Annotated in this window: 22 protein-coding genes; 10 read left to right on the plus strand and 12 right to left on the minus strand. The window is 69.5% G+C overall.

The genetic code is table 11. The annotated features are described in order from the left end of the window. Positions 1-66 precede the first annotated feature (66 nt). Together CFP71_RS04730 and CFP71_RS04735 are read right to left on the minus strand one after the other, a co-directional pair. The gene (locus tag CFP71_RS04730; protein WP_093932599.1) at positions 67-1203 is read right to left on the minus strand and encodes a sugar ABC transporter substrate-binding protein; all 1137 of its coding nucleotides are present in this window, start codon (positions 1201-1203) and stop codon (positions 67-69) included. A gap of 557 nt (positions 1204-1760) precedes the next feature. Beyond that, on the minus strand, positions 1761-3515 hold the full coding sequence (locus CFP71_RS04735; RefSeq protein ID WP_093932600.1) for a DEAD/DEAH box helicase: 1755 nt from the start codon (positions 3513-3515) through the stop codon (positions 1761-1763). Between the two features lie 265 nt (positions 3516-3780). Between CFP71_RS04735 and CFP71_RS04740 the strand changes: the two genes are divergently transcribed. Both CFP71_RS04740 and CFP71_RS04745 read left to right on the plus strand, forming a co-directional pair. After that, the gene (locus CFP71_RS04740; protein WP_093932601.1) at positions 3781-4905 is read left to right on the plus strand and encodes a YihY/virulence factor BrkB family protein; all 1125 of its coding nucleotides are present in this window, start codon (positions 3781-3783) and stop codon (positions 4903-4905) included. A gap of 134 nt (positions 4906-5039) precedes the next feature. Then, positions 5040-8180 (plus strand): efflux RND transporter permease subunit, encoded by a 3141-nt coding sequence (locus CFP71_RS04745; protein WP_093932602.1) that lies wholly within the window; start codon positions 5040-5042, stop codon positions 8178-8180. A gap of 296 nt (positions 8181-8476) precedes the next feature. On the opposite strand, the gene CFP71_RS04750 is transcribed toward CFP71_RS04745, so the two are convergent. Both CFP71_RS04750 and CFP71_RS04755 read right to left on the minus strand, forming a co-directional pair. Next, positions 8477-9313 (minus strand): hypothetical protein, encoded by an 837-nt coding sequence (locus tag CFP71_RS04750; RefSeq protein ID WP_093932603.1) that lies wholly within the window; start codon positions 9311-9313, stop codon positions 8477-8479. Between the two features lie 123 nt (positions 9314-9436). Beyond that, the gene (locus CFP71_RS04755) at positions 9437-9679 is read right to left on the minus strand and encodes a DUF3039 domain-containing protein (RefSeq protein ID WP_005164469.1); all 243 of its coding nucleotides are present in this window, start codon (positions 9677-9679) and stop codon (positions 9437-9439) included. 58 nt (positions 9680-9737) lie between these two features. On the opposite strand from CFP71_RS04755, the gene CFP71_RS04760 reads away from it, so the two are divergent. Genes CFP71_RS04760 through CFP71_RS04775 form a run of 4 tightly spaced genes read left to right on the plus strand, consistent with a single transcriptional unit; the run spans position 9738 to position 12989 of the window. Beyond that, positions 9738-10544, plus strand: coding sequence for a sporulation protein (locus CFP71_RS04760; RefSeq protein WP_093932604.1), 807 nt, complete (start codon positions 9738-9740; stop codon positions 10542-10544). 1 nt (position 10545) lies between these two features. Then, positions 10546-11190 (plus strand): HD domain-containing protein, encoded by a 645-nt coding sequence (locus CFP71_RS04765; protein ID WP_093932605.1) that lies wholly within the window; start codon positions 10546-10548, stop codon positions 11188-11190. Between the two features lie 9 nt (positions 11191-11199). Then, entirely contained in the window at positions 11200-12117 is a 918-nt protein-coding gene (locus tag CFP71_RS04770; protein ID WP_093932606.1) for a pseudouridine-5'-phosphate glycosidase, read from the plus strand. Continuing rightward, entirely contained in the window at positions 12114-12989 is an 876-nt protein-coding gene (locus CFP71_RS04775) for a carbohydrate kinase family protein (protein WP_093932607.1), read from the plus strand. Before CFP71_RS04770 ends, CFP71_RS04775 begins: the two co-directional genes overlap by 4 nt. Before the next feature lie 85 nt (positions 12990-13074). Here the strand turns inward: CFP71_RS04775 and CFP71_RS04780 are convergent, their stop codons facing one another. Beyond that, positions 13075-13428, minus strand: coding sequence for a DUF3099 domain-containing protein (locus tag CFP71_RS04780; protein WP_093932608.1), 354 nt, complete (start codon positions 13426-13428; stop codon positions 13075-13077). A gap of 17 nt (positions 13429-13445) precedes the next feature. After that, positions 13446-14711, minus strand: coding sequence for an amidohydrolase (locus CFP71_RS04785; protein ID WP_093932609.1), 1266 nt, complete (start codon positions 14709-14711; stop codon positions 13446-13448). 72 nt (positions 14712-14783) lie between these two features. Here CFP71_RS04785 and CFP71_RS04790 point away from each other — a divergent pair, with 72 nt between their 5' ends. The 4 genes from CFP71_RS04790 to CFP71_RS04805 all read left to right on the plus strand — a co-directional run bounded on the left by CFP71_RS04790 (position 14784) and on the right by CFP71_RS04805 (position 20071). Beyond that, a complete protein-coding gene (locus CFP71_RS04790) occupies positions 14784-16280 on the plus strand; it encodes a DUF7782 domain-containing protein (protein ID WP_093932610.1) in 1497 nt (498 codons plus the stop codon). Then, positions 16280-16705, plus strand: a complete 426-nt coding sequence (gene dtd, locus CFP71_RS04795; RefSeq protein WP_093932611.1) for a D-aminoacyl-tRNA deacylase — start codon at positions 16280-16282, stop codon at positions 16703-16705. Before CFP71_RS04790 ends, dtd begins: the two co-directional genes overlap by 1 nt. A 247-nt stretch (positions 16706-16952) precedes the next feature. Continuing rightward, complete coding sequence (locus CFP71_RS04800; RefSeq protein WP_093932612.1) at positions 16953-17984, plus strand: sigma-70 family RNA polymerase sigma factor; 1032 nt, start codon at positions 16953-16955, stop codon at positions 17982-17984. Between the two features lie 428 nt (positions 17985-18412). Beyond that, the gene (locus CFP71_RS04805) at positions 18413-20071 is read left to right on the plus strand and encodes a fumarate hydratase (RefSeq protein WP_005164456.1); all 1659 of its coding nucleotides are present in this window, start codon (positions 18413-18415) and stop codon (positions 20069-20071) included. 76 nt (positions 20072-20147) lie between these two features. Here the strand turns inward: CFP71_RS04805 and CFP71_RS04810 are convergent, their stop codons facing one another. The 6 genes from CFP71_RS04810 to CFP71_RS04835 all read right to left on the minus strand — a co-directional run bounded on the left by CFP71_RS04810 (position 20148) and on the right by CFP71_RS04835 (position 24938). Further along, positions 20148-20558, minus strand: coding sequence for a hypothetical protein (locus CFP71_RS04810; RefSeq protein WP_244199553.1), 411 nt, complete (start codon positions 20556-20558; stop codon positions 20148-20150). Between the two features lie 163 nt (positions 20559-20721). Further along, positions 20722-21198: a hypothetical protein gene (locus tag CFP71_RS04815; RefSeq protein WP_093932613.1), complete on the minus strand. Its 477-nt coding sequence runs from the start codon at positions 21196-21198 to the stop codon at positions 20722-20724. Positions 21199-21234: 36 nt separating this feature from the next. Then, positions 21235-22032, minus strand: a complete 798-nt coding sequence (locus CFP71_RS04820) for an ABC transporter permease (RefSeq protein ID WP_093932614.1) — start codon at positions 22030-22032, stop codon at positions 21235-21237. Then, on the minus strand, positions 22010-22864 hold the full coding sequence (locus tag CFP71_RS04825) for a 2-aminoethylphosphonate ABC transporter permease subunit (protein WP_093932615.1): 855 nt from the start codon (positions 22862-22864) through the stop codon (positions 22010-22012). The genes CFP71_RS04820 and CFP71_RS04825 overlap by 23 nt, the downstream gene beginning before the upstream one ends. After that, a complete protein-coding gene (locus tag CFP71_RS04830; protein WP_093932616.1) occupies positions 22861-23922 on the minus strand; it encodes an ABC transporter ATP-binding protein in 1062 nt (353 codons plus the stop codon). Before CFP71_RS04830 ends, CFP71_RS04825 begins: the two co-directional genes overlap by 4 nt. Further along, the gene (locus tag CFP71_RS04835) at positions 23919-24938 is read right to left on the minus strand and encodes a 2-aminoethylphosphonate ABC transporter substrate-binding protein (RefSeq protein WP_093932617.1); all 1020 of its coding nucleotides are present in this window, start codon (positions 24936-24938) and stop codon (positions 23919-23921) included. Before CFP71_RS04835 ends, CFP71_RS04830 begins: the two co-directional genes overlap by 4 nt. Positions 24939-24941: the final 3 nt, after the last annotated feature.

Raw genomic sequence — 24941 nt, forward strand, 5'->3', positions numbered from 1 at the left:
CTGGATACCGGGCCGGGGCGCGCTGTGTCCGAGTGCGCCCCGGCCCGGTGGTCTGGGTTTGACGGGTCAGGAGATACCGAGCTGCGTGCACGCCGCGGCCAGGTCGCCGCCGCAGATCTCGGCCGCCTTGACGTAGCCCTGCGTCACGACCTCCTTGACGCCTTCCTTGGTGGTCAGCTTCGGCTCGAGGAGCACGGACTTGACCTCGCGGTTGCCCTTCGGGTCCTTCGCCTTGCCGGTGGCCAGCGCGTCGGCGCCCGCCTTGTCACCCTTGGCCAGCAGGACGGCGAGCTTCGCGGCGGCCTCGGCCTCTTCCTTGATCGGCTTGAAGACCGTCATGTACTGGTCGCCGCGCAGGATCGCCATGAGGCCGTCCGCGGTGGCGTCCTGGCCGGTGACCGGGACCTTGCCGTTGAGGCCGTTCTTCTTCAGCACGGTGATGACCGCGCCGGCGAGACCGTCGTTCGCGGCGACGACGCCGTCGACCTTGCCCTTGTTGTCGGTCAGGATCTGCTCGAAGGTCTGACCGCCCTTCTGGTTGTCCCAGTTGTCGATGGCCTGCTCACGCACGAGCTTGAGGTCGTTGCTGGCGAACTTCGGCTGCAGGACGGACTTCTGGCCGTTCGCGAACAGCGTCGCGTTGTTGTCGGTCGGGGCACCCTCGATCATGACGACCTCGGCGCCCTTCTTGTCCTTCAGCGCGTCGGCGAGGCCCTGGCCCTGCAGCTGGCCGACCTTCTCGTTGTCGAACGAGACGTAGTAGTCGGAGCTGCCGCCGAGGTTCAGGCGGTCGTAGTCGATCGTCGGGATACCGGCGGCCTGCGCCTTCTTGGCGACCGCCGAACCGACCTCGCCGTTGATGGCGGCGATGATCAGGACCTTGACGTTCTGCGCGATCATGCCGTCGGCCAGCGTGGTGAACTTCTGGACGTCGCCCTGGGCGTTCTGGACGTCGGCGTCGAAGCCCGCGTCCTTGAGCGCCTTGGTCAGGAACGGCTTGTCGAAGGACTCCCAGCGCGCGGAGGTCGCGGTCTCCGGCAGGATGACGCCGACCTTGCCGCCGGCGGCGGCACCACCCGGGGCGGGCGCGGACTGCGAGGAGTTGCCGCTGTTGCCCGAGTCGGCGGTGTTGGCGCCGCACGCGGAGAGCACCAGGCCGGCGCCCACCGTCGCGGCGAGGAGGGTAAGGGTTCTGCTGCGCATCCTCGTTCCTTCCGGATCTTGCTCGCGGGCGGCGATCCTGAGGGACCGGTCGCACCATCGCGCATATGTTGTGGGCGACAACATATGCCGCCGAACGTGTTTCGCGGAAGATGGCTGGATCGATTAAGCCTCATCAAATGGACACGGTTTGGCAACGTGGCCGTAGCAAGGCGTATGAAGTCTAGGTCCGCTGACGGTGTGACCGCCACCACTCACTCAGCGTGATCGGCGCAGCTGATCGCGGTGTGAGGACCGGCGGGATCGCCGATGCCCCCTGGACCGACCTGGCGGCTTCGCGTGACTGGATGGACGACACTCGTGATCGGATGGACGGCTCATGTGATTGGACGGACGACACGGCGTCCGGCCGCCTCCCGCGGCGAGTCGTCCGCCTGATCACGCGTGTCGTCCATCCGAGCACGCGTGTCGTCCGATCACCGCACTGCACACCAGGGCACTCACGACCCTGTGCTCTCGCGCCGGATGTCATGAGGGGTCCCCTTAAGACGAAATTTGTCTTAAGGGGACCCCTCATGACGTTCTCGGGTACGGGGCGGTCACCAGGAACGCAGGGTGACGATCCGCTCTTCCAGCTGTTCCACCGAAGCCATCGCGGTCGGCGGTCCGCCGCAGACCCGGCGCAGTTCGTTGTGGATCGCGCCGTGCGGCTTCCTCGTCCGGTGGTGGTGCACGCCCACCAGCGCGTTCAGCTCCTTGCGCAGCGCGCCGAGCCGTTCGCTGACCGACTGCGGCCGCGCGACCGGCGCGGCCTCTTCGGCCTTGGGCTTGCGCCGCTTTTCGTCGGAGAGCTGCTCCTCCTGCCGCTTCCGCAGCAGGGCGCGGACCTGGTCCGGTTCGAGCAGCCCAGGCAGGCCGAGGTACTCCTGCTCCTCGTCGGAACCGGAGAACACCGCGGTACCGAAGGAGTTGCCGTCGTAGATGACCTGGTCGAGCTCGGCGGAGGCACCCAGCGAGGTGAACGCCTTCTCCTCTTCGCCCGGCTCGTCCTCGGTGCGGTTGGCCTGGGCGAGGAGTTCGTCCTCCCAGCCGTCCTTCTCGCGGTGCGGCTTGCCGAGGACGTGGTCGCGCTGAGCCTCCAGCTCGCTGGCCAGCTCCAGCAGCACCGGCACGCTCGGCAGGAAGACCGAAGCCGTCTCGCCGGGTTTGCGCGAACGCACGTACCGGCCGATGGCCTGCGCGAAGAACAGCGGAGTCGACGCGCTCGTGGCGTAGACGCCGACGGCCAGACGGGGGACGTCGACGCCCTCGGACACCATCCGGACCGCGACCAGCCAGCGGTCGGTCGAATCCGAGAACTCCTTGATCCGCCCGGACGCCTTCGGGTCGTCGGAGAGGACGACCGTCGGGTTCTGGCCGGAGAGGCGCTCCAGGATCTTGGCGTAGGCGCGCGCGGACTCCTGGTCGGTGGCGATCACCAGGCCACCGGCGTCCGGGATGCCGTTGGCGCGGAGCTGCGCGAGACGCGTGTCCGCGGCCTGCAGCACCGAGGGGATCCACTCGCCCGCCGGGTCGAGCGCGGTGCGCCAGGCACGGGCGTTCTGCTCGGCGGTCAGCGGCTCGCCGAGCCGCGCGGTGAACTCCTCCCCCGCGCTCGTGCGCCAGGAGGCCTCACCGGAGTAGGCGAGGAAGACGACCGGGCGGACCACGCCGTCGGCGAGCGCGTCGGCGTAGCCGTACGAGTGGTCGGCCTTGCTGCGCTGGAAGCCCGAACCGTCGGGCTCGTAGGTGACGAACGGAATCTGCGAGTCGTCGCTGCGGAACGGGGTCCCGGTCAGCGCGAGACGGCGGACGGCGGGCGTGAACGCCTCGCGGACCGCGTCGCCCCAGGACTTCGCGTCACCGCCGTGGTGGATCTCGTCCAGGATGACCAGGGTCTTACGGTTCTCGGTGCGCACGCGGTGCAGCGTCGGATGCGCCGCGACCTGCGCGTAGGTCACCGCGACACCTTGGTAGTCACGCGAGGTGACGCCGGTGCCATTGCGGAAGTTCGAGTCGATCGCGATCCCCGCGGCCGCGGCCGAGGCGGCCCACTGGTGCTTCAGGTGCTCCGTCGGCGCGACGATGGTGATCTTCTCGATGGTCCGGTCGCTCAGCAGCTCGGCGGCGATCCGGAGACCGAACACCGTCTTGCCCGCGCCCGGCGTCGCGACGGCCAGGAAGTCTTGCGGTTTCTTCGTCAGGTACTTCGTCAGTGCTCGCCGCTGCCACGCACGCAACGGGCGGGCAGTGCTGTCCTTCGCCGCGGGAGGCGCACCCAGCTCGCCTCGACCACGTTCAACCGTTTCCGCCATGCCGGTTCCCCACCTCCCTCACGGTAAAACCGCTGGTCAATCGCCTAGCCACAAGCGAAAACCCCCACTTGGGTATCCGGCTGCGACGCCGGCGCCTGAGGTGAGGGCACTCCGGAGAGCCTACCTGCCGGGCCCGTGGAACGCCTGAAGCGCCACCCCCGTTGTCGGTTTACTCACCCGAAAACCCAGGGGTGGCGAGCCGAATGCCGCAGCATGGACCATGCTGGACACCGTCAAGGGCGCTCGGCGCCGGCGGAGGAGCTGCATGAGCGAGGAGAACGGCCGTCCCGAAGCGGCCGCGGAGGTCGCGAAGGCCCGCAGAGGTCCATTGCGCCTGCTCAGCCGCACGCTCAACAAGGCCTGGGAAGGCAACATCTTCTCCGAGGCCGCCGAAGCCGCGTTCTGGCAGACGCTGTCGCTGCCGCCGCTGCTGCTGGGCCTGCTCGGTTGCCTCGGCTTCATCGGCGACTGGTTCGGCCAGGAGGTCGTGGTCGCGGTCCACGACCGGATCATCACCTTCAGCAAGACGATCTTCAGCGACAACGCCGTCCACGACATCATCGAGCCGACGGTCAACAGCATCCTGTTCGTCGGCAAGGGCGAGATCGTCTCCGTCGGCTTCCTGATCTCCCTGTGGGCCGGCTCGTCGGCGATGTCGTCGTTCGTCGACGCGATCACCGTGGCGCACGACCAGTACGGCGTCCGCAACGACGTCTGGCAGCGGATCTTCGCGCTGCTGCTGTACCTGGCCGGGCTGGTGATCCTGGTGGTCGGGCTGCCGCTGCTGGCGATCGGGCCGGACCTGCTCCCCCAGTTCTTCCCGAACGCCTGGCGCGACACGGTGTCGTTCTGGGTCGGCACGCTGTACTACCCGGTGCTGGCCGTGATGATCGTGCTGGCGCTCACCACGCTCTACAAGCTCTCGCTGCCGCGACGGCTGCCGTGGCACCGCGGGCTGCCGGGCGCGATGCTCGCCATGGTCGTCTTCCTGCTCTCCAGCATCGGGCTGCGGATCTACCTGAACTGGATCACCAAGACCGGCTACACCTACGGCGCGCTCGCCGCGCCGATCGCGTTCCTGTTGCTGATGTTCTTCATCGGGCTCGCGGTGGTCGGCGGCGCGTACTTCAACAGCGCGATCCAGGAACTCTGGCCCGCCAGGGCGACGAAACGCCAGCGCCGGAAATGGCGACGGCTGGAAATGGAACGTGCCGGGGAACGAATCCGCGCCGAAGAGGGTCGCAAACTGTGGGAACGGACGACCGTCCCGCTCCGCCGTCCCCGCCAGAACGGCGATTCTCCCGAAAGTGACGGCGAACACGTGCCGGAACAATCGGTGAACGAAGAAACGCAGAGCGAAACCGATCAGGTGACCGAACGGCGAAGTTGACTCCGTTCGGTCGACGACCTCATCCCGAAGTCGTACTCCGATTCCACCCGTGGTGTGAATCCAATCCACCCCCCGCCATGAAAAGCTCCCGGTAATCCGCACGTTCCCGAGTTGTCTTTCTGGGGGATCCCGTCATGTCCACGCTGGCCAGATTGAGCCTGCGCAACCGAAGTCTCATCGGGCTGCTCGCCCTGGTGGTGATCGGCTTCGGGGCCTTCGCCCTGCCGCAGCTGAAGCAGCAGTTGTTCCCGTCACTGCAATTCCCGCAGGCGCAGATCATCACGCCGTACGCGGGCGCGTCGCCGGACGCGGTCGACCGCCAGGTCACCGAGCCGCTCGAAGGCGGTCTCCAGGGCCTCAAGGGCCTCGAAGAGCTGAGCTCGACGTCGTCGGAAGGGCTGTCGCGGATCACCGCGCAGTTCGAGTTCGGCACGGACATCGACGCGGCCGTCGGCCAGATCCAGCGCGTCGTCGACGGGCTCAAGGCTCGGCTGCCGCAGAACAGCGAGACGTCGGTGTCGGCGGGATCCACCGACGACCTCCCGGTCGTCCTGCTCGCCGCCGGGACCACCGGTGACCCGCAGACCCTCGCGCCCGCGCTGACCGGGGAGGTCGCGCCGGAGCTGCGCAAGATCGACGGCGTCCGCGACGTCGAGGTGACCGGCGCGCGGCAGGCGAGGGTCACGATCGCGCTGGACTACGCGAAGCTGGCCGCCGCGGGGGTCGACCCGTCGTCGATCGCCACCACCTTGCAGACCGCCGGCGCCGCCGTCCCGGCCGGGACGCTGACCGAGGGCGACAAGACGCTCACCGTCCAGGTCGGCGGCGGACCGACCACAGTGGACACGATCAAGAACCTCTACCTGACACCGTCGGCCACCGCGGGATCGCGCCCCGGCGCGCAGGCGCCCAAGCCGGTGAAGCTCGGTGACGTCGCCGACGTCCAGGCCGGGTTCGCGCCGGCGACGTCGATCACGCGCACCAACGGCAAGCCGAGCCTCGGCCTGTCGATCACCATGGTGGAGAACGGGAACGCGGTCGCGATCTCGGAAGCGGTGCGGGACAAGCTGCCCGAGCTGTCGAAGAAGATCGGCGCCGAGATGAGCGTCGTGTTCGACCAGGGCACCCCGGTCAAGGACGCGATCAGCGGCCTGACCACCGAAGGGCTGCTGGGGCTGGCGTTCGCGGTCGTGGTGATCCTGCTGTTCCTGATGTCGCTGCGCTCCACGCTCGTGACGGCGGTGTCGATCCCGCTCTCGGTGGTCGTGGCGCTCCTGGCGTTGTGGACCGGCGACCTGTCGCTGAACCTGCTCACCCTCGGCGCGCTCACCATCGCCATCGGCCGGGTCGTCGACGACTCGATCGTGGTGCTGGAGAACATCAAACGACATCTGGCGTACGGCGAGGAGAAGCAGCGCGCGGTCCTCGACGGCGTGCGCGAGGTGGCGGGGGCCGTGACCTCGTCCACCCTCACCACCGTCGCGGTCTTCCTGCCGATCGCCTTCGTGGGCGGGTTCGTCGGCGAGCTGTTCTCACCGTTCGCGATCACGGTCACCGTGGCGCTGCTGGCGTCGCTGCTGGTCTCGCTGACGATCGTGCCGGTGCTGGCGTACTGGTTCCTCAAGCCGCCCAAGACCCCCGCGAACGAGCACGAAGCCGAGCTCACGCGGCAGGCTGCCGAGGACAAGGAACGTCGTGGGCCGCTCCAGCGCGGATACGTGCCGGTGATCCGGTTCGCCACCCGGCGCCGGGTGACCGTGGTCCTGCTGGCGCTGATCATCTTCGGCGGCACGGTCGGACTGGCGTCACAGCTGAACACGAACTTCCTCGACCAATCCGGCTCGACGACGTTGAGCCTTTCGCAGAAGCTGCCGCCCGGCACCAGCCCCGAGGCCAAGGAGAAGGCCGCCGGCGCGGTGGAGCAGGCGCTCGCCGCCGAACCGGCCGTCGAGACCTACCAGGTCAGCATCGGCGGCGGGAACTTCTTCGGCGGTGGCGGGACGGCGACCAGCATCCAGGTCACCGTCGCCAAGGACACCGACCTCGACGCGCTCTCGGAGCGTTTGCGGGGCAAGCTGGACAAGCCGGAACTCGGCGAGGTCAAGATCGGCGCCGAAGCGGGCGGGTTCAACTCGGACCAGGTGTCGATCACCGTCACCGCCCCCGACGAGGCCGCGCTGAAACCGGCCGCCGAGCAGATCCGCCAGGCCCTGTCCGGGGTGCCGGACCTGACCGAGGTGACCAGTGACCTCGCGCAGGGCGCGCCGCGCGTGCAGGTCGAGGTCGACGCCGCCAAGGCCGCCGCGAGCGGGCTTTCGGCGACCACGATCGGCCAGATCGCGAACCAGGCGATCGCCGGCCGCACGGTGACCCAGCTGCCGGTGGACGGTCAGCGCACGGACATCGTGCTGCGGGCGGGTTCGGCGCCACTGTCGGTCGACGCGGTCAAGGCGCTGCCGATCCCGAGCGCGACCGGTGTCGTCCGGCTGGACTCCGTCGCGGACGTGTCCACTGTGGACGGCCCGGCCGCGGTGCACCGCACCTCGGGCGAGCTGAGCACCACGGTCACCGCCAAGAACACCGGCGCGGACCTGGCCGCCACCACGAAGGCCATCCAGTCCGAATTGGACGGCCTGACCTTCACCGGCGGCGCGGCGTACAAGCTCGGCGGGGTCAGCGAGGATCAGCAGGAGGCCTTCGGGAACCTGTTCCTCGCGCTGCTGGCCGCTGTCGCGATCGTGTACCTGATCATGGTGGCGACGTTCCGCAGCCTGATCCAGCCGCTGATCCTGCTGGTGTCGATCCCGTTCGCGGCGACCGGCGCGATCGGGCTGCTGCTGGCCACCGGGACCGCGCTGGGCCTGCCCGCACTGATCGGGATGCTGATGCTCGTCGGCATCGTGGTGACCAACGCGATCGTGCTGATCGACCTGATCAACCAGTACCGGGCTTCGGGAATGAGCGTCGCCGACGCCGTCGTCGAAGGTGGACGGCGGCGGTTGCGGCCGATCCTGATGACCGCGGCGGCGACCATCTTCGCGCTGGTCCCGATGGCGCTCGGCCTGACCGGCCAGGGCGGGTTCATCGGGCAGCCGCTGGCGATCGTGGTCATCGGCGGCCTGGTCAGCTCCACCCTGCTGACGCTGATCCTGGTGCCGACGCTGTACACGATGGTCGAAACGCGGAAAGAGAAGCGCCGCGCGAAGAAGGAAGCCAGGCGGTCGCCTTCGGAGGCGCCGGCCTCCGAGACCCTGACGCCGGAGCCGACCGCGTAGACCTGGGGGCAGGGGAAGAGAGGCACGCCGGGCCTGGTGGGGGCTCGGCGTGCCTTTCGCCGCTTCGCAGTTAGTCGGCTAATTGCGCCGAGCTCCGAAGGGCGGCGCCGGTCGCGTGCTTGAGCCCGGAACTCACGTGCTTGAGCCCGGAACTCGCGTGCTTGGAGCCGTAACTCGCGTGTTTGAGGCCGTGACTCACGCGCTTGGGCGAGTTCCGGCTCCAAGCACGCGAGTCACGGCTCTGATCACGCGAGTTCCGGGTTCAAGCACGCGAGTCACGGCTTCGGGCACGGGTCTCAGGACTTCCGGAACCGCCAGGTCTTGCTGTCGAAGGCCACGCACCACGAAGGCGACAGCACGACCACCCGCAGGGTCCCGTCGGCGGCGACGTCGATGCCCTCGGTCTCGAAGTTCCCGCTGCAGGTGCTCTTCAGCGGCAGCTGCCCCAGCGAGGTCACCCGCCCGGTCACGTCCGAACCGGACAGCGCACCGGAAAGATCCACCTGCAACAGCGGCTTGGTCGTCCCGAAGAGCGAACCTTCGGGATCGTCGGACGAGCACAGCAGGCGCGTCGCGGTGACGAAGTCGCAGCCCTGGATGTCCCGCACCGGCTTGTCGAGCCGGATCGCGGACGAGTACGGCAGGTTCGCCGACGGGTTCGTGTGCGCGACGCCGGGCATCGGGTGCACGAGGAGCCGGTCCATCGTGCCCCACTCGCCCGCCACCATCCAGCGCGCGTCGGGCGTCACGGCGGCGAACGAGTTGTTGTTCGCTTCCCACGACTCCAGCGCGTGCTTGTAGTTCGCCCATTTCCCGTCGGGTGACTCGACGCGGAAGAGCTTCTCTCCCCGGTCGTCGCGCTGGTAGGGCTCCACGTACCAGCCCTGCGCGGAGCCCGGGTCGCCGACGTGGCCCCAGCCCTGCGACGACAGGTCCACGGGAACGGTCGTGATCCCGGTGTAGCGGTAGATCGTCCCGGAAGGCCGCTCGATGGTGGCCAGGCCCTGGCCCTCGTCGAGCGGGCGGGCGTTGTCCGAACCGACCGTGGTCCAGCCTGTCACGGCTTGGGCGGCGGCGGGTGAGAACACCGCGACCAACGCGGCGATGGCGAGCACGATCCCGGTTCTACGCATGAAGGCTCCGTCCCGGCGGGGTTTCGCTGGCGGGTACTGATTACCAGCGAATACCGGGACGGGCAGCCACCATGTGAAGGATTTTCAGATTTTGTCCGGTTTCGGACACCGGACGGCCAGGTGTCAGTCGCCCGGCTTGAGACCGTCGTAGATCTTCTTGCAGTCCGGGCAGACCGGCGAACCGGGCTTCGCCGACTTCGTCACCGGGAAGACCTCGCCGCACAGCGCCACCACGTGCGTGCCCATGACCGCGCTTTCGGCGATCTTGTTCTTGCGCACGTAGTGGAACATCTTCGGCGCGTCGTCATCGGTGCCGTCGGTGCCCTCGGGACGGGTATCCGGCTTCGGAAGGGTCTGTGTACTCACCCCTCCATAATGCCCCAAATCCTCCTGCGCACACCGGCGACCTGGCAGGATCTCGCCCATGTTCCAGAAGGTGCTCGCGACATTCGGTTCGGGCGGGGCGAAGATCGACGCCCGGCTGCTCGACCGCACGGTGTCCCCCGGCAGACCCCTGCGCGGCGAGGTCCTGCTGCTCGGCGGCGAAGTCGATCAAGAGATCAACGGCCTTTCGGTGAAGCTGCTCGCCAGGGTCACCCTCCCGGACGAGCGCCGTCCCGGTGTCGAGGACCTCGAATTCGGCACCCAGCAGCTGGCGGGCAGCGAGCGGATCGGGCCGGGTCAGCAGGTCCGGATCCCGTTCGAGGTCGCCCTGCCCTGGGAGACGCCGATCTCCAGCGTCTTCGGCAAACCGCTGAACGGCATGGCCATCGGCCTCCAGACCAGCCTCGACATCGCGAACTCCGTCACCGACCCGGTCGACGTCGACGCCGCCGCGATCGAGCCGCTGCCCGCGCAGAAACGGATTCTGGACGCCTTCAGCCGGATCGGCTTCGTCTTCCGTGAGGCCCTGCTGGAACGCGGCCGGATCAACGGCGCGACGCAGCAGCTCCCGTTCTTCCAGGAAATCCGCTTCACCCCCTCGCCGCGGTTCGCGCCCGCTTTCACCTCCGTGGCGGTGACGTTCTTGTCCTCGCCTTCGGAGACGCAGGTCGTGCTGGAGGTGACGAAACGGGTCCGCGTGTCCAAGAGCGGCGGATTCGGCGGCCGCGGGCAGGAGTTCCTCGGCCTGTTCAAGGTCGACCACGCCGCGCTGGACCGGGTCAACTGGGAGCCACAGCTCGAAGGCTGGCTGCACGAGGTGGCCAAATCACGCGGAATCTTCGACTGAGATGGACTGGCCGACCGCGATCACCCGGCTCGGAGGCGATCACCAGATCGCCGCCGTCGCGTGGGACGACCTCCAGACCCGCTACGCCGAGCCGCATCGCCGCTATCACGATCTGCGGCACGTCACGGCCGTCGCCCGCGACAGCGGAGCCCTCGCCGTCGCCTTCGGCCTGGGCGCGCGCGAGCGGGCCCTCGTCGCCGTCGCCGCCTGGACGCACGACGTCGTCTACGACGCCCGTCCCGGAGAGGACGAGCGGGCGAGCGCGGCCTGGACCCGCGACGAGCTCACCAACGCGCGGGTGCCGGCGGCCGAAGTCACCCGCGCGGAGGACCTGGTCCTCAGCACGATCCACCACACCGCCCCGGACGACGACCTCCTCGCCACCGCGCTGCTCGACGCCGACCTCGCGATCCTCGGTTCCTCACCGGAGAGCTACGAGGGGTACGCGAACGGTGTCCGGGAGGAGTACTCGATCTACTCGGACGAGGACTGGCGCGCGGGCCGCGCGAGCGTGCTGGAGAACCTGCTGGCCCGGCCGCGGCTGTACCGCAGCGACATCGCGCGGGCACGCTGGGAGAGCAAGGCGCGCGAGAACCTGGCGAACGAACTGACCCGATGGCGTGACGCGGAGCCGGATCACCGATGATGTTCGTTCGTGACTCCGCAACTGTCCCTTCACGAAGAGGTCGCCTCCGCCCTCGCCGCCGGTGATCCCGTCGTCGCGCTGGAGAGCACCATCCTCTCCCACGGTCTCCCGCCGGGCCGCAACCTCGACGTCGCCCGGCGGCTGGAGAAGGTCGTGCGCGACGGCGGCGCCGTTCCCGCGACCATCGCCGTGCTCGACGGCGTCCCCCTGATCGGCCTCACCGGCGAGCAGCTGGAACGCGTCTGCGCGCCCGGCGCGGAGCTGGACAAGCTGTCCCTGCGCGACATCGGCCCGGCCGTCGGCCTCGGCCGCTCCGGGGCGACGACGGTCGCGAGCACCGCGGCGCTGGCCGCCGCGGCCGGGATCGGCATGTTCGCCACCGGCGGGCTGGGCGGCGTGCACCAGGGCGCGGCCCAGAGCTGGGACGTCTCCGCGGATCTGGGCGTGCTCGCGAAGGTGCCGACCACGGTCGTCTGCTCCGGGGTGAAATCGGTGCTCGACATCGCCGCGACGCTGGAGCTGCTGGAGACCAACTCGGTACCGGTGCTGGGTTACCGCACCGGCGAGTTCCCCGCGTTCTACCTCCGCTCGTCCGGCTTCGAGGTGCCGTGGCGGGTCGATGACGCCGCGCAGGCCGCCGCCGTCATCGCCGCGCACCGCGCGCACGCGGATTCCGGTGTCCTGCTGGCGAATCCGATCCCCGAAGCGTCCGAAATGGACAAAGAGCTGCACGATCGCCTGCTCGCCGAAGGGCTGGAACTGCTGAAGGCCCAAGGGGTGCACGGCAAGGACGTCACGCCGGTGCTGCTGGAGCATTTCCACACCGCGAGCGGCGGCGTGAGCCTCGACGCGAACGAGGCACTGGTGCTGTCCAACGCCGAACTGGCCACCGAGGTGGCCGTCGCGCTCGCCGGGAACGCGGCATGAGCGGCGGCATCGTCGTCGTCGGCGACGTCGGCCTCGACGTGGTCGCGCGGCACGAGGGCCCCATCCCGCACGGCGGCGACATCCGCGCGAAGGTCCACTTCACCAGCGGCGGCGCGGGCGCGAACACCGCGCTCTGGCTGCGGTCCGAGGAAGTGGAGACCACGCTGGTCGCGCGGATCGGCGACGATTCCGGCGGCCGCATGGTGAAGACCGAGCTGGAGGCGGCCGGCGTCCGCTGCGAGTTCGCCGTGGACCCCGAAGAACCGACGTTCTGTGTCGTGGTGCTCGTCGACGGCGCGGGCGAGCGGAGCATGCTCGCCGACCGGGCCGCGAACGCAAAGTTCAGTCCCGAGGACGTCACCGAGGCGGCGCTGGCCGGGGCGAGCCACCTGCACCTCTCGGGCTACGTCCTGCTGTATCCGTCGTCGCGTCCGGCGGCGCTCGCCTCGCTGGCGGCGGCGAAGAAGGCCGGGCTGACGACGTCGGTCGACCCGCAGGCGGCGACGCTGATCACCGATCCGGCGACCTTCCTCGACGACGTGCGCGGCGTCGACCTGCTGATGCCGAACACGAGCGAACTGGTCGCGCTGACCGGGTCGAGCGATCCCGAAGCGGCGAAGGAACTGCTGGACTACGTGGGCGAGGTCGTGGTCACCGCCGGTCTCGACGGCGCCAGCTGGGTGGACGCGAGCGGCACCATCACCTCGGTGCCCGCGCAGCCCGCGGAGTGCGTGGACTCCACCGGCGCGGGAGACGCCTTCGACGCCGGTGTGCTGGCGGCGTGGTTGCGCGGCGAGTCCACCGTGGAGGTGCTTCGGGCCGGTACGCGTCTGGGTGCGCGTGCGGTCGCGAAGGTCGGCCCGCAACCGTAGCGAAAAACGCTATGAAAGGTCCTTTCCGTGCAAATTTTGCAAGGAAAGGACCTTTCATAGCACGTGACTGCGCGCGCGAAACGGGTCAGCCGCCGTCGATGACGCGGTGCGTGGTGCCTTCGATGCGGGTCGGTTCCGCCTCGTACCGGTTGACCGACTCGCTCTTGCGCGGCGGCCGGTCGTTGGCGACCAGGACCGCGATCCAGGGCAGCGGGATCGAGATCGCGATCAGCGCCAGCGCGAGCCACCAGGTCTCGTAGAAGATCCCGGCCAGGATGAGGCAAGGGATGCGGAACGACATCATGATGATGTACTTCCGCTTCCGTTTGGCGAGCTGGTCTTCGTAGGACGGGGCGGCTTCGGTGATCAGCACCGGAGCGGGTTCCCTCGGTTCGGGACCGTGGGCGGGCGCGTTCACAGCACCACCTCCGGCATCCATGCTCCCACTCCCCGGGCTCATCCGACACCTGGGTGGGTGAACCGGTGCAGGGCCGCGACCACGAGCGTTTCGACGCCCGCCGAGAGCGTCGGATGCGGGATGGGCGCGAAGAGCGGCGAGTGGTTCGAAGGAATGTCCTGTTCGAACCGCCCGGCGGTCATCGCCGCGATGACCTTCTCCGCGTCCAGGCCGCCGACCAGCCAGAACACCGACGGCACCCCGGCCGCCCGGCCGAACTCGCTGAAGTCCTCGCTGCCGGTGACCAGGGGCGCGGGCATCACGCGGCCTTCGCCGAAGTGGTCGGCGAAAGCGGCCGCGAGGCCTTCGGTGGCCTTCTCGTCGTTCTCGGTCACCGGGAACGCGCCGATCCGCTCGATGTCCGGCGGTTTCGGGGCGCCCGCGGTGGCGGCCTCGCCGTGGACGATCCGTTCGACGGCCGCGACGACCTTCTCCCGCACCGCCTGGTCGAACGACCGGATGTTGACCTCGAGCACGGCGTGGTCGGCGATGATGTTGTGCGCGGTGCCGACGTGCAGCGAACCGACGGTCACCACCGCTGATTCGGTCGCCGAGATCTCCCGCGAGACGATGGTCTGCAGCTTGAGCACCACCGACGCGGCGAGCACGGCGGGATCCACCGTGGTCTCGGGGCGCGAGCCGTGCCCGCCCCGGCCGTGCAGCGTGATGCGCAGCGCGTCGGTGGCCGCCATGATCACGCCCGGCCTGGTCAGCACCCATCCCGCCGGACCGGGGACGACGTGCTGGCCGAGGACGACGTCGGGTTTGCCGGCGGGACCGAAGACCCCGTCCCGGACCATCCCGACAGCACCGTCCCCCGCCTCCTCACCCGGCTGGAACACGACCATCAGCGTGCCCGACCAGTGCTCGCGTCCGGACGCGAGCAGCGAGGCGGCGCCGGAGAGCCAGGTGGCGTGCATGTCGTGGCCGCAGGCGTGCATCACCGGGACGTCGCGGCCGTCGGCGTCGACCCCGCGCGCGGTACTCGCGTAGGGCAGTCCGGTCTTCTCCTCGACCGGCAGCGCGTCGATGTCGGCGCGCAGCATCACCTTCGGGCCGGGCCCGTTGCGCAGCACGCCCAGGACGCCGGTGCGCCCGATGCCGGTGTGCACCTCGTAACCGTCGGCCTCCAGGCGCCGGGCCAGTTCGGCGGCGGTCCGGGTTTCGGCGAACGACAGCTCCGGGTGCCGGTGGAGGTCGGTGTACAGGTCTTCCAATCCGGGCAGCGCCGCCTGCAGCGGTGCCAGGACACGTTCGAGGCTCACCACCTCATCCTGGCAGTATTACCCCACGTGAGCAGAGGCCCCAGCGCACCCCGCCCGTCGCAATTACCCAACGTGAGCACATCAGCGGCCCTCCCCGACCTGTCCGACGACGTCTGCGCGAGGCTGCGGGACGCCTTCCGCCGGACGGGTTACGACGCCGACGGCGTGGTCGACGCCCTCGGACCGGCACACGCCGCCCTCGGGCGCGGCGAACCCGAACTCGCTTATCGCGCCACCCGCGACTCCGGCGACCTCGGCACCCTGATCCGGCTCTTCCTGCTGGGTTCGACCGAAGCGGAGAAGGACGTCGAGGCCGCTTTCGCGCCACTGTCCCTCGATGACGCGGTCGCCGCCACGCTGCTCGTGCCCGTCGCCGACGGCTACCGGGCAGGTCTCGACGTCCGGCCGCACGGCGACGACGAAGGCTCGTGGTGGGTCGTCGCCGACCTCGACGCCGACATCCTGGGCAAGACGGTGCCCGAAGACCACGTGCTCGGCGTCGGGCACGCGTCGCTGAGCCTGATCCGGGCCACCAGCCGCCGCGAGGTCGGCAGCCTGCTCGACGTCGGCACCGGCAACGGCGTCCAGGCGCTGCACGCCACCCGGCACGCGAAGAAGGTCACCGCGACCGACGTCTCGGCCCGCGCGCTGGCACTGGCCGCGGCCACCTTCCGGCTCAACGAGCTGGACGTCGAGCTCGTGCGGGGCGAGTGGTTCGCACCGGTCGCGCGGCGCCGGTTCGACCAGATCGTCTGCAATCCGCCGTTCGTGGTCGGCCCGCCGCGGGTCGACTACACCTACCGCGACTCCGGTCTCGCCGGTGACGACGCCAGCGCGCTCGTGGTGCGGCAGCTGCCCGGGTTCCTCAACGACGGCGGCACCGGCCAGCTCCTGGCGTCCTGGCTGCACGTCGAGGGCGAGGACTGGGGCGATCGGGTGACCCGCTGGCTGCCGGCGGAGACCGACGCGTGGTTCGTCCAGCGGGACATCGCGGATCCGGGCCTGTACGTCGGCACGTGGCTGCGCGACGCGGGCATCGACCCCCGCTCCCCCGAAGGCCGTGCCAAATCCGGCGCCTGGCTCGACTGGTTCGCCGAAAACGACGTCCAGGGCATCGGTTTCGGCTTCGTCACCCTTCGCCGGGCGGGCGGCGCGACCCCGACGATCGTGTGCGAGGACCTGCGCCAGGCCTACGACGACCCGCTGGGCGCCGAGGCGGCGAACTGGCTGGATCGCGTGGAATGGCTGCGTACCAACGGCGATTCCCTCCTCGATGTCCGTTTCCGGGTGCCGGAAAGCGTTCTTCTGGAGAGCGTCGCCGAACCGGGCGAGGAGGGCTGGGCCACGACCGTCCAGCGCCTGCACCGCACCGACGGGCCCGGGTGGTCGCACGAGGTCGACGAACTCGCCACGAGGCTGCTCGCGGGCTGCCAGGGCGCGCTGCCGCTGGAGGACCTGATCGTGCTCCTGGCGGCCGCTCAAGGCCTGGAACCCGAGGAGCTGGCCGAGGCCGCGCTGCCGGTCGTGCGAGAGCTGGTCCGGCACGGCATGCTCCTCCCCGCCGCCTGATGCGGGCGGTGGTGGCGAGGGTCACGGAAGCGAGCGTGACCGTCGGCGACGAGGTGACGGGCGCCATCGACGAGCCGGGTTTGCTGGTACTGCTGGGAATCCACGTCGACGACGAGATGTCGAAGGTGGCCACCATGGCACGCAAACTGCACGAAGCTCGCATACTTCGCGACGAGGAATCCTGCGCCACCACCGGCGCTCCCCTGCTCGTCGTGAGCCAGTTCACCCTCTACGGGGACACCCGCAAAGGCCGCCGTCCGTCGTGGACGGCGGCAGCCCGCCCCGAAGCCGCCGAACCACTCGTGACGGCCGTCGTCGACGCCCTGCGCGAACGTGGCGCGCGGGTCGAGACCGGCCGCTTCGGCGCGATGATGGCAGTGCGGAGCGTGAACGACGGTCCGTTCACCCTTCTCCTAGAGGTCTAGACCATCTCGGTTTCTCCCGCGCACGGTCATTCTCAGGAAAAGCTCAGGGTTGGTCGAGCAACGTCCCAGGTCAGCCACCCGTCTCTCCTGTAGCGGCCGGGAACGTTTTCGGACCTCCCGGCGTTGAGCCAAGTGTCCAGCCAAGCTGGGCCGACGAGGAGTAGCGGGTTTTCCACAGGGCTTGCTACACCGAGGCGGATCCGGCGGACACACCGCAGCACGTTCAGCCCGTGACCGGGGAGGCAGAATGTCAGTCCAGACTCTCGAACGCGAAGCGCGCGGGATTCGCGAGCGCCGTATCCCGGCGCAATCCACCCAGGAGCCGGTGAGCACGGGGGCGCTCACCGACGCCGACCTCGACGCCCAGAGCCCGGCCGCGGACCTCGTTCGCGTGTACCTCAACGGAATCGGCAAGACGGCGCTGCTGTCCGCCGCCGACGAGGTCGAGCTGGCCAAGCGCATCGAAGCCGGAGTGTTCGCCCAGCACATGCTGGACACGGCCGAAGGCCTCACGCCCAAGCGCCGCTCGGAGATGCGCGCTCTCGTGCGTGACGGCCACGTCGCGAAGAACCACCTGCTGGAGGCCAACCTCCGCCTCGTGGTCTCGCTCGCGAAGCGGTACACCGGCCGGGGGATGCCGCTGCTCGACCTGATCCAGGAGGGGAACCTGGGTCTGATCCGCGCGGTGGAGAAGTTCGACTACTCCAAGGGGTTCAAGTTCTCGACCTACGCCACCTGGTGGATCCGCCAGGCAATCACCAGGGGGATGGCCGACCAGGGACGCACCATCCGGCTGCCGGTCCACCTGGTGGAACAGGTGAACAAGCTGGCCCGCATCAAGCGCGATCTGCACCAGCAGCTCGGGCGTGACGCGACCCACGAGGAGCTGGCCGCCGAATCGGGCATCCCGGCGCACAAGATCTCCGACCTGCTCGACCACTCGCGTGACCCGGTGAGCCTCGACATGCCGGTCGGCACCGAGGAGGACGCCCCGCTCGGCGACTTCATCGAGGACTCCGAGGCGACCGACGCCGAGAGCGCCGTGATCTCCGGCCTGCTCCAGGACGACCTGCGCCGCGTGCTCGCGACGCTGGACGACCGGGAGTCCCAGGTGATCCGCCTGCGCTACGGCCTCGACGACGGCCAGCCCCGCACGCTCGACCAGATCGGCAAGCACTTCGGGCTGTCCCGTGAGCGCGTTCGGCAGATCGAGCGAGAGGTCATGTCGAAGCTTCGTCAGGGTGAGCGGGCAGACCGCCTGCGCGCCTACGCTTCGTAAACCCTGTTGAGCCCTTCGGGGCTCGGAAAAAGCGACACCCGTTCGGCAGCGTTGACTTATGACCTGCGTCACGAGACCGTCGAGCAGGTCGAAAGTCTTCGCGGTCGGGTGTTCGCGCCCGGATCGCTTTCCCCGGGAGGTCGGGTCCGTCGGGGTGGGCCCGGCCTCCCGAACTATTTGTGCGGCGCGGCGACAAAATGCCCCGGCGACAAGACAACCCCAGTGGCAAAGTGCAGCGCGGGAATTGCAGTCCGTCAGGTGGGTCGTGAGTGGTAAGTGACGTTCTAACGTCACTTACCACTCACGACCCACTCGCGTCGGCGCCCACCGGCAGTGGCCCCGGTTACTTCAGCCGTGGCCTGTCCGGCCCGACGCCCGGGCTTGGGTACCGTGGGCGGGTTCCCGATGCCGGCAAAGGAGCCCGCGCAGTGGCGCCCACCACGTTCCAGCACACCGAAGTCCTTCCGCTCGCCAAGGACACTCGCACCGAATACCGGCTTCTCGGCACCGAAGGTGTCGAGGTCGTCGAGGCCGCGGGCCGGAAATTCCTCAAGGTCGAGCCCGAGGCGCTGACCAAGCTTGCCAAGACCGCGATCACCGACATCCAGCACCTATTGCGCTCGTCACACCTGGCTCAGCTGCGCGCGATCGTCGACGATCCCGAGGCCAGTGGCAACGACCGGTTCGTCGCGATGGACCTGCTGCGCAACGCGGCGATCTCCGCCGGCGGCGTCCTCCCGATGTGCCAGGACACCGGCACCGCGATCGTGATCGGCAAACGCGGCGAAGGCGTGCTCACCGGCGCCGACGACGAGCGCGCGCTGTCCCGCGGCATTTTCGACGCCTATCAGGAGTTGAATCTGCGCTATTCGCAGATGGCGCCGGTGAATTTCTGGGATGAGCGCAATACCGGTACCAACCTCCCCGCCCAGATCGAGCTTTATCACAAAGACGGTCAAGGCGACCCGAGCTACGAATTCCTGTTCATGGCCAAGGGCGGCGGCAGCGCGAACAAGACGTTCCTCTATCAGGAAACGAAAGCGGTCCTGAACCCGAAGCGGCTCGCGAAGTTCCTCGACGAGAAACTGCGCAGCCTCGGTACCGCCGCCTGCCCGCCGTATCACCTGGCGATCGTGGTCGGCGGCACGTCGGCGGAGTTCAACCTGAAGGTCGCGAAGCTGGCCTCGGCCCGCTATCTCGACGACCTCCCCACCGAGGGTTCCGAGCTGGGCCACGGTTTCCGCGACGTCGACCTCGAACAGCAGGTGCTGGAGATGACGCGCCAGTTCGGCATCGGCGCGCAGTTCGGCGGCAAGTACTTCTGCCACGACGTCCGCGTGATCCGCCTGCCGCGCCACGGCGCGTCCTGCCCGGTCGGCGTGGCCGTCTCGTGCTCGGCCGACCGTCAGGCCAAGGCGAAGATCACCGCCGACGGCGTGTTCCTGGAGCAGCTGGAGCGCGACCCGGCCCAGTTCCTGCCGGACGTCACCGAGGACGACCTGTCCGACGAGGTGGTGACCGTCGACCTGAACCGCCCGATGGCCGAGATCCGCGCGCAGCTCTCGCAGCTGCCGGTGAAGACGCGCCTGTCGCTGACCGGCCCGCTCGTCGTCGCCCGCGACATCGCGCACGCGAAGATCGCCGAGCGGCTCGACGCGGGTGAAGAGATGCCGCAGTACCTTCGCGACCACCCCGTGTACTACGCGGGCCCGGCGAAGACGCCCGAGGGTTACGCGTCGGGCTCCTTCGGGCCGACCACCGCGGGCCGCATGGACTCCTACGTCGAGCAGTTCCAGGCCGCGGGCGGTTCACTGGTGATGCTGGCGAAGGGCAACCGGTCCAAGAAGGTGACCGCCGCGTGCAACGAGCACGGCGGGTTCTATCTCGGCTCGATCGGCGGCCCGGCCGCGCGGCTCGCGCAGGACTGCATCAAGAAGGTCGACGTCCTCGAGTACGCCGAACTGGGGATGGAAGCGGTCTGGAAGATCGAGGTCGAGGACTTCCCCGCGTTCATCGTCATCGACGACAAGGGCAACGACTTCTTCGAGGCCACTTCGGAACCGGTGCTGCAGATCAGCTTCCGCTGACGGAAGTGTCATGAGGGGTCCCCATGAGACGTTTTTCGTCTCATGGGGACCCCTCATGACACACCGCGGGTGAGCGTTACCGCATCTGCTTCAGCACGACGGTCCGCTCCCCCAGCGGCGCCGAAAGCGCCACCGAGATCACCGGGTGCCGGATGTCCATGGTGCACATCTGGCCCGTCTGGCCCTTCAGTTCGGTCAGGTTGACGGTGACCCGGTTCCCGTCCTGCTGCGCGGCCTCCGCCGTCGCGTGCCCGCAGCCGCCTTCCTGGCCGCGGATGTTCAGGATCGTCCCGCCGTTGCTGGTGTACACCTCACGCGGGTAGTCCGCGGGCAGCGCCGCCGCGTCGAGCTGCTTGTCCGGCAGCTTGGTGCTGCCTTCCGGGACCTCCTGCCGCGGCGCGCCCGGCATCCCCGGCTGGCTGACCGGCGGGGGCGTCGAGGACGGCGGCACGGTCGGGGACGGCGGCACGGTCGGGGACGGCGGCACGGTACTCAGGGTGCCGCTCCCGGGTCCGGCCGCGGGTTCCGCCGCCTGGTTCTGCGCCCCGCAGGCGGATACCGCAACGACGATCAGGCCAAGGCCGATGGCATTCGTTAAGTACCTCATGCGACTGGGACGGAACGAAGCCGCCGTGGGGTTGCACATGATCTCAACCCGCTTCCACGACGACGGTCCGCGCACCGAGCGGCTCGGCGAGTTTCACCGGCAGGACGGCGTAGCGGATGACCTGCGGGCACATCTGCCCCGGCTTGCCGTGGTCGATCTTCACCTTGACCACGACCCGCTGCGCGTTCTGGTCGGCGAGGTTCGCCGTCGCCTCGTCGCAACCGCTCAGTTCGAGGTGCACGTTCACGCCGCCGTTCTCCGCGCTGACCTGCGCGGGCACCTTGGCGTCGACCTGGCCGGGCGGCAGCATCTTGTCCATGGGCGGCGGGCCGACGGTCGGCCTGGACATCGGTGGTTTCGCGACCGGCGGGCTCGCCGGGAGCGAGGTGGGCAGATCCGAGGGTGTGGTGACGACCGGTGGGATGCTCGTGTTCGCCGGTGCTCCCGGGCCGCCCGCGCCGCAGGCGGCCGTCGCGGCGAGCACGAGCCCCGCGCCCAGCGTCTTCGCTGCGTTCTTCATGGCGGCAAGACGGAACCATGACCGCATCGGGTTGCATCAACGCTGGGCCGCGCGCCCGCGGGCCAGTCCGAGGATCACCACCCCGGCGAGCGTGACGGCCAGCAGCAGCACCGTGCTCGCCGAGGCCAGGAACACCTGTCCCCGGTCCGTGAGCGCGAAGATGCTCGCGGGCAATGTCCGCCAGTCCGGCGGGTACAGCATCATCGTCGCGCCCAGTTCGCCCATCGACATCGCCAGCGCGAGACTCGCCGACGCCGAGATCGACGGCAGCAGCACCGGCAGCCGCACCCGCAGCAGCACCCGGACCGGCCCCGCGCCGAGGCTCGCCGCGGCCTGCGCCAGCAGCGGGTCCATCCGCGCGATCGCGGCGGAGACGGTGCTGTAGGAGAACGGCAGCAGGATCATCACGTGCCCGAGCAGCACGATCCAGCGGGTGCCGTTGAAGGCCAGCGGCGGACGGCTGAACGCGACCAGCAGCGCCAGCCCCAGCACCACCGACGGCACCGCGATCGGCAGGTGGAACAGGGTGTCGACGACCTTCCGGACCCGGCCACCGGCGGACTGCGACGCGAGCGCGGCCCAGGTCCCCAGCAGCACGGAGACCGCCGACGCGATGACCCCCGTCTGAATGCTCACCGAAAGACTCGCGAAGGTCTCGCCGGAGAACGCCTGCGCGAAATGCGAGCCGGTGAGCGCGCCCGGCAGCAATCCCGTCCAGCTCCCGGCGACCGAAGCCAGCACGATCATCAGCAGCGGCGCCAGCACGATCGCGGTGAACAGCACCGCGAACACCGCCCACAGCAGGAAACGGCTACGCCTGGTCCACAGCAGCACGGCGGCCTCCCTTCGTCAGTCGCCGGTAGGTTCCGTACAGGGCGAGGGAAAACACGACGTTGACCACCGCGATCACACACGCTTGCGGGAAGTCGAAGGTGACGATTCCCTTGCCATACACGAGCATCGGCAGCGTCGTGACGTCCTTGGCGCCGAGGAAGAGCACGATGCCGAACTCGTTCATCGCCAGCAGCATGGTCAGGCAGGCACCGGAAGCCAGCGACGGCAAGGCCTCCGGCAGGATCACCTGGCGCAGCACCCGGCCGGGTTTCGCGCCGAGGCTGGCCGCGACCTCCATCTGCGCCGACGACACCTGGCCGAACGCGGCGAGCGCCGGCCGCATCACGAACGGCGTGTAGAAGGTGATCTCCGCCAGCAGGATCCCGAACGGTGAGTACAGGAACCCGCCCGCGCCCAGGATGCCCGCGCTGCCGTAGATGAAGGTGAACGCGAGCGCGATGAGGAACGACGGGAACGCGAGCACGGTGTCCACCAGCCGCGACAACGTCCGCGCGCCGGGGAACGGCACGAACGCGATCACCAGCGCGAGGAAGGTCCCGAGCACGACGCAGCCCGCGGTGGCGCCGAGCGCGAGCGCGACGGTCTTCCAGGCGGCGTCCCGGAACTCCGCCGAGCCCAGGACGTCGAGCCACACCGACAACCCGAACTCGCCGGTCTTCGATTCCAGGGACTGGAGGACGACCAGCACCAGCGGGTAGCCGAAGAAGCCGAGCAGGACGAGCACCGGCGGCAGCAGGAGCCAGCCGCGGCCGGGCTGTTTCTCCCGCCGCCGCGCCGGTGCCGCCGTGGCGGCCAGGGCGAGGCCGGTCATCCGACACCCACCAGCGGGCAACCATCCGGAATGGACACTCCGACCCGCTCCCCCACGTTCGGAAGCCCTTCGACGTCCGGCACCTCGGCCCGGACCTCGCCCCCGTCGTGCGCGAGTTCGAGGTCGAGCCGGAAGCCCGTGCCCCGCCACTGGACACCGCGCAGCACGGCGGGCAGCGCGCCCGGCGCGTCCACCGCGGTGATCCCGACCCGGTGCGGCCGTACGCCGAGCGCGACGGACTGCCCGGTCCGGAACGTCCCGGACGGGTCGGCCGCCAGTTCGCGGTCGCCGAGCCGGACCCGGGTGCCGTCGGGCTGGATCAGTTCCACCGGGATGAGGTTGGACGCGCCGAGGAAGCTCGCGGTGAACTCCATCGAAGGACGCTGGTAGAGCTCGCGGCTCGGCCCGAGTTCGACCAGCTTCGAATCGCGCATGACGGCGATCCGATCGGCGAGCGCCAGCGCCTCGCCCTGATCGTGGGTGACGTAGATCAGTGTGGTGTCGGGCAGTTCCGCCCGCAGCCGCAGCAGTTCCGCGACCATGTCCTCGCGCAGGGCGGCGTCCAAAGCGGACAGTGGCTCGTCCAGCAACAGCACCCTCGGCCTGATGGCCAAGGCCCGCGCGAGCGCGACCCGCTGTTGCTGCCCACCCGAAAGCTCACGCGGGTAGCGGCGGGCGTACTCGCCCATCCCGACCAGTTCCAGCGCCTCGGCGACCCGGCTCGCGGTCTCGGTCCGCGGGGTTTTCCTTGCTTTGAGGCCGAAAGCGACGTTGGCCTCGACCCGCATGTGCGGGAACAGCGCGTAGCTCTGGACGACCACGCCGAGGCCGCGCCGGTGCGGCGGGAGATCGGTGACGTCCTCGCCGTCGAGCAGGACCCGGCCGGTGCTCGGCACGACGAACCCCGCGAGGGCCTTCAGCGCCGTCGACTTGCCGGAGCCGGACGGGCCGAGCATGGCGAGGGTCTCCCCTCTGGCCACGGTGAGGTCCAGTGGTGAGAGCGCGGTCGTCTGCCCGAAGCGGACGGACACCCCGCGGAACTCGACCGCCGCGGTCATCGGCCCACGGCCTTCTTGTACGCGGCGAGGTCGGCGTCGAGCTTCGCGAGGACGGCGTCCCAGTCCGGCTGCCAGATCTCGACGCCGTCGAGGGCGGCCTTCACCTTGTCCGCGCGCGGCCCGGAGGGCGTGACGTCGGCCCGCGACGGGGCGCCGAACGCGTCGACGGCCTTGCCCTGGACCTCGGGCGAGAGCAGGAAGTCCAGGAACTTCTTGGCGTTCTCCGCGTGCGGCGCGTTGTTCACGAGACCGGCGTAGTACGGGAGCGCGAACGTGGACCGCTTGCCCCGCGCGTCGGCCGGGAAGAAGAGCTCGAAACCGCCGCTCTTCTCGATCTCGGCGAGGTTCATCTGGACGTCGCCGTTGGCCACCAGGATCTCGGCCTTGGCGACCTTCGGCTGGAGCTTGCCGGTGGAGGACGACGGGCCGACGTTGTTGGCTTCGAGCTTGGCGAGATAGTCGAGCGCGCCCTGGTCACCGAGGACGTGCTGGAGCTGGAGCAGGACCGCGGTGCCGTCGCCCGCCTCGCCGGGGGTGGAGTACTGGAGCTTGCCCTTGAGCGCCGGCGCGAGCAGGTCGTCCCAGGTCTTGGGCGAGGCCTGCGGGTTGCGGATGAAGCTGAGGTAGTTGTTCATGACGGCGAAGTAGCGGCCCTGGGCGTCCTTCTGCCCGGCGGGGACCTGGTCGATCCCGGCCGGTGCCGTGGCGGCGAGCAGGCCCTGGGACGCGGCGCGCTGGATGAACGGCGGGAGCGTGACGAGGATGTCGGCCTGGGTGTTGGCCTTCTCCTTCTCCACCCGCGAGGCGACCTCGCCCGATCCGGCGGTCACCGCCTGGACGGTGATGCCCGTCTTGGCCTTGAACTCCTCGACGCGCTGGGCGTACCAGTCCTCCAGGCCGTCCACTGTGTACATCGTGACGGTCTGGTCGCCGGACGCGCCGCCGGCGGTGCCGCCACAGGCGGCCAAAGTGATCGTGAGCAGCCCGGTGAGGGCCGCGGCCGCGAGTTTCTTCATGTC

The organism is Amycolatopsis thailandensis, assembly GCF_002234405.1.
Classification (GTDB): Bacteria; Actinomycetota; Actinomycetes; order Mycobacteriales; family Pseudonocardiaceae; genus Amycolatopsis; species Amycolatopsis thailandensis.

What these genes read in the sequence shown, in the direction of transcription:
- CFP71_RS04760 (WP_093932604.1), top strand. Translation starts at nt 9,738, where the DNA reads ATGTTCCAGAAGGTGCTCGCGACATTCGGTTCGGGCGGGGCGAAGATC.
- CFP71_RS04800 (WP_093932612.1), top strand. Translation starts at nt 16,953, where the DNA reads ATGTCAGTCCAGACTCTCGAACGCGAAGCGCGCGGGATTCGCGAGCGC.
- CFP71_RS04740 (WP_093932601.1), top strand. Translation starts at nt 3,781, where the DNA reads ATGAGCGAGGAGAACGGCCGTCCCGAAGCGGCCGCGGAGGTCGCGAAG.
- CFP71_RS04745 (WP_093932602.1), top strand. Translation starts at nt 5,040, where the DNA reads ATGTCCACGCTGGCCAGATTGAGCCTGCGCAACCGAAGTCTCATCGGG.
- CFP71_RS04780 (WP_093932608.1), bottom strand. Translation starts at nt 13,428, where the DNA reads ATGGATGCCGGAGGTGGTGCTGTGAACGCGCCCGCCCACGGTCCCGAA.
- CFP71_RS04750 (WP_093932603.1), bottom strand. Translation starts at nt 9,313, where the DNA reads ATGCGTAGAACCGGGATCGTGCTCGCCATCGCCGCGTTGGTCGCGGTG.
- CFP71_RS04730 (WP_093932599.1), bottom strand. Translation starts at nt 1,203, where the DNA reads ATGCGCAGCAGAACCCTTACCCTCCTCGCCGCGACGGTGGGCGCCGGC.
- CFP71_RS04775 (WP_093932607.1), top strand. Translation starts at nt 12,114, where the DNA reads ATGAGCGGCGGCATCGTCGTCGTCGGCGACGTCGGCCTCGACGTGGTC.
- CFP71_RS04735 (WP_093932600.1), bottom strand. Translation starts at nt 3,515, where the DNA reads ATGGCGGAAACGGTTGAACGTGGTCGAGGCGAGCTGGGTGCGCCTCCC.
- CFP71_RS04815 (WP_093932613.1), bottom strand. Translation starts at nt 21,198, where the DNA reads ATGAAGAACGCAGCGAAGACGCTGGGCGCGGGGCTCGTGCTCGCCGCG.
- CFP71_RS04825 (WP_093932615.1), bottom strand. Translation starts at nt 22,864, where the DNA reads ATGACCGGCCTCGCCCTGGCCGCCACGGCGGCACCGGCGCGGCGGCGG.
- CFP71_RS04830 (WP_093932616.1), bottom strand. Translation starts at nt 23,922, where the DNA reads ATGACCGCGGCGGTCGAGTTCCGCGGGGTGTCCGTCCGCTTCGGGCAG.
- dtd (WP_093932611.1), top strand. Translation starts at nt 16,280, where the DNA reads ATGCGGGCGGTGGTGGCGAGGGTCACGGAAGCGAGCGTGACCGTCGGC.
- CFP71_RS04765 (WP_093932605.1), top strand. Translation starts at nt 10,546, where the DNA reads ATGGACTGGCCGACCGCGATCACCCGGCTCGGAGGCGATCACCAGATC.
- CFP71_RS04835 (WP_093932617.1), bottom strand. Translation starts at nt 24,938, where the DNA reads ATGAAGAAACTCGCGGCCGCGGCCCTCACCGGGCTGCTCACGATCACT.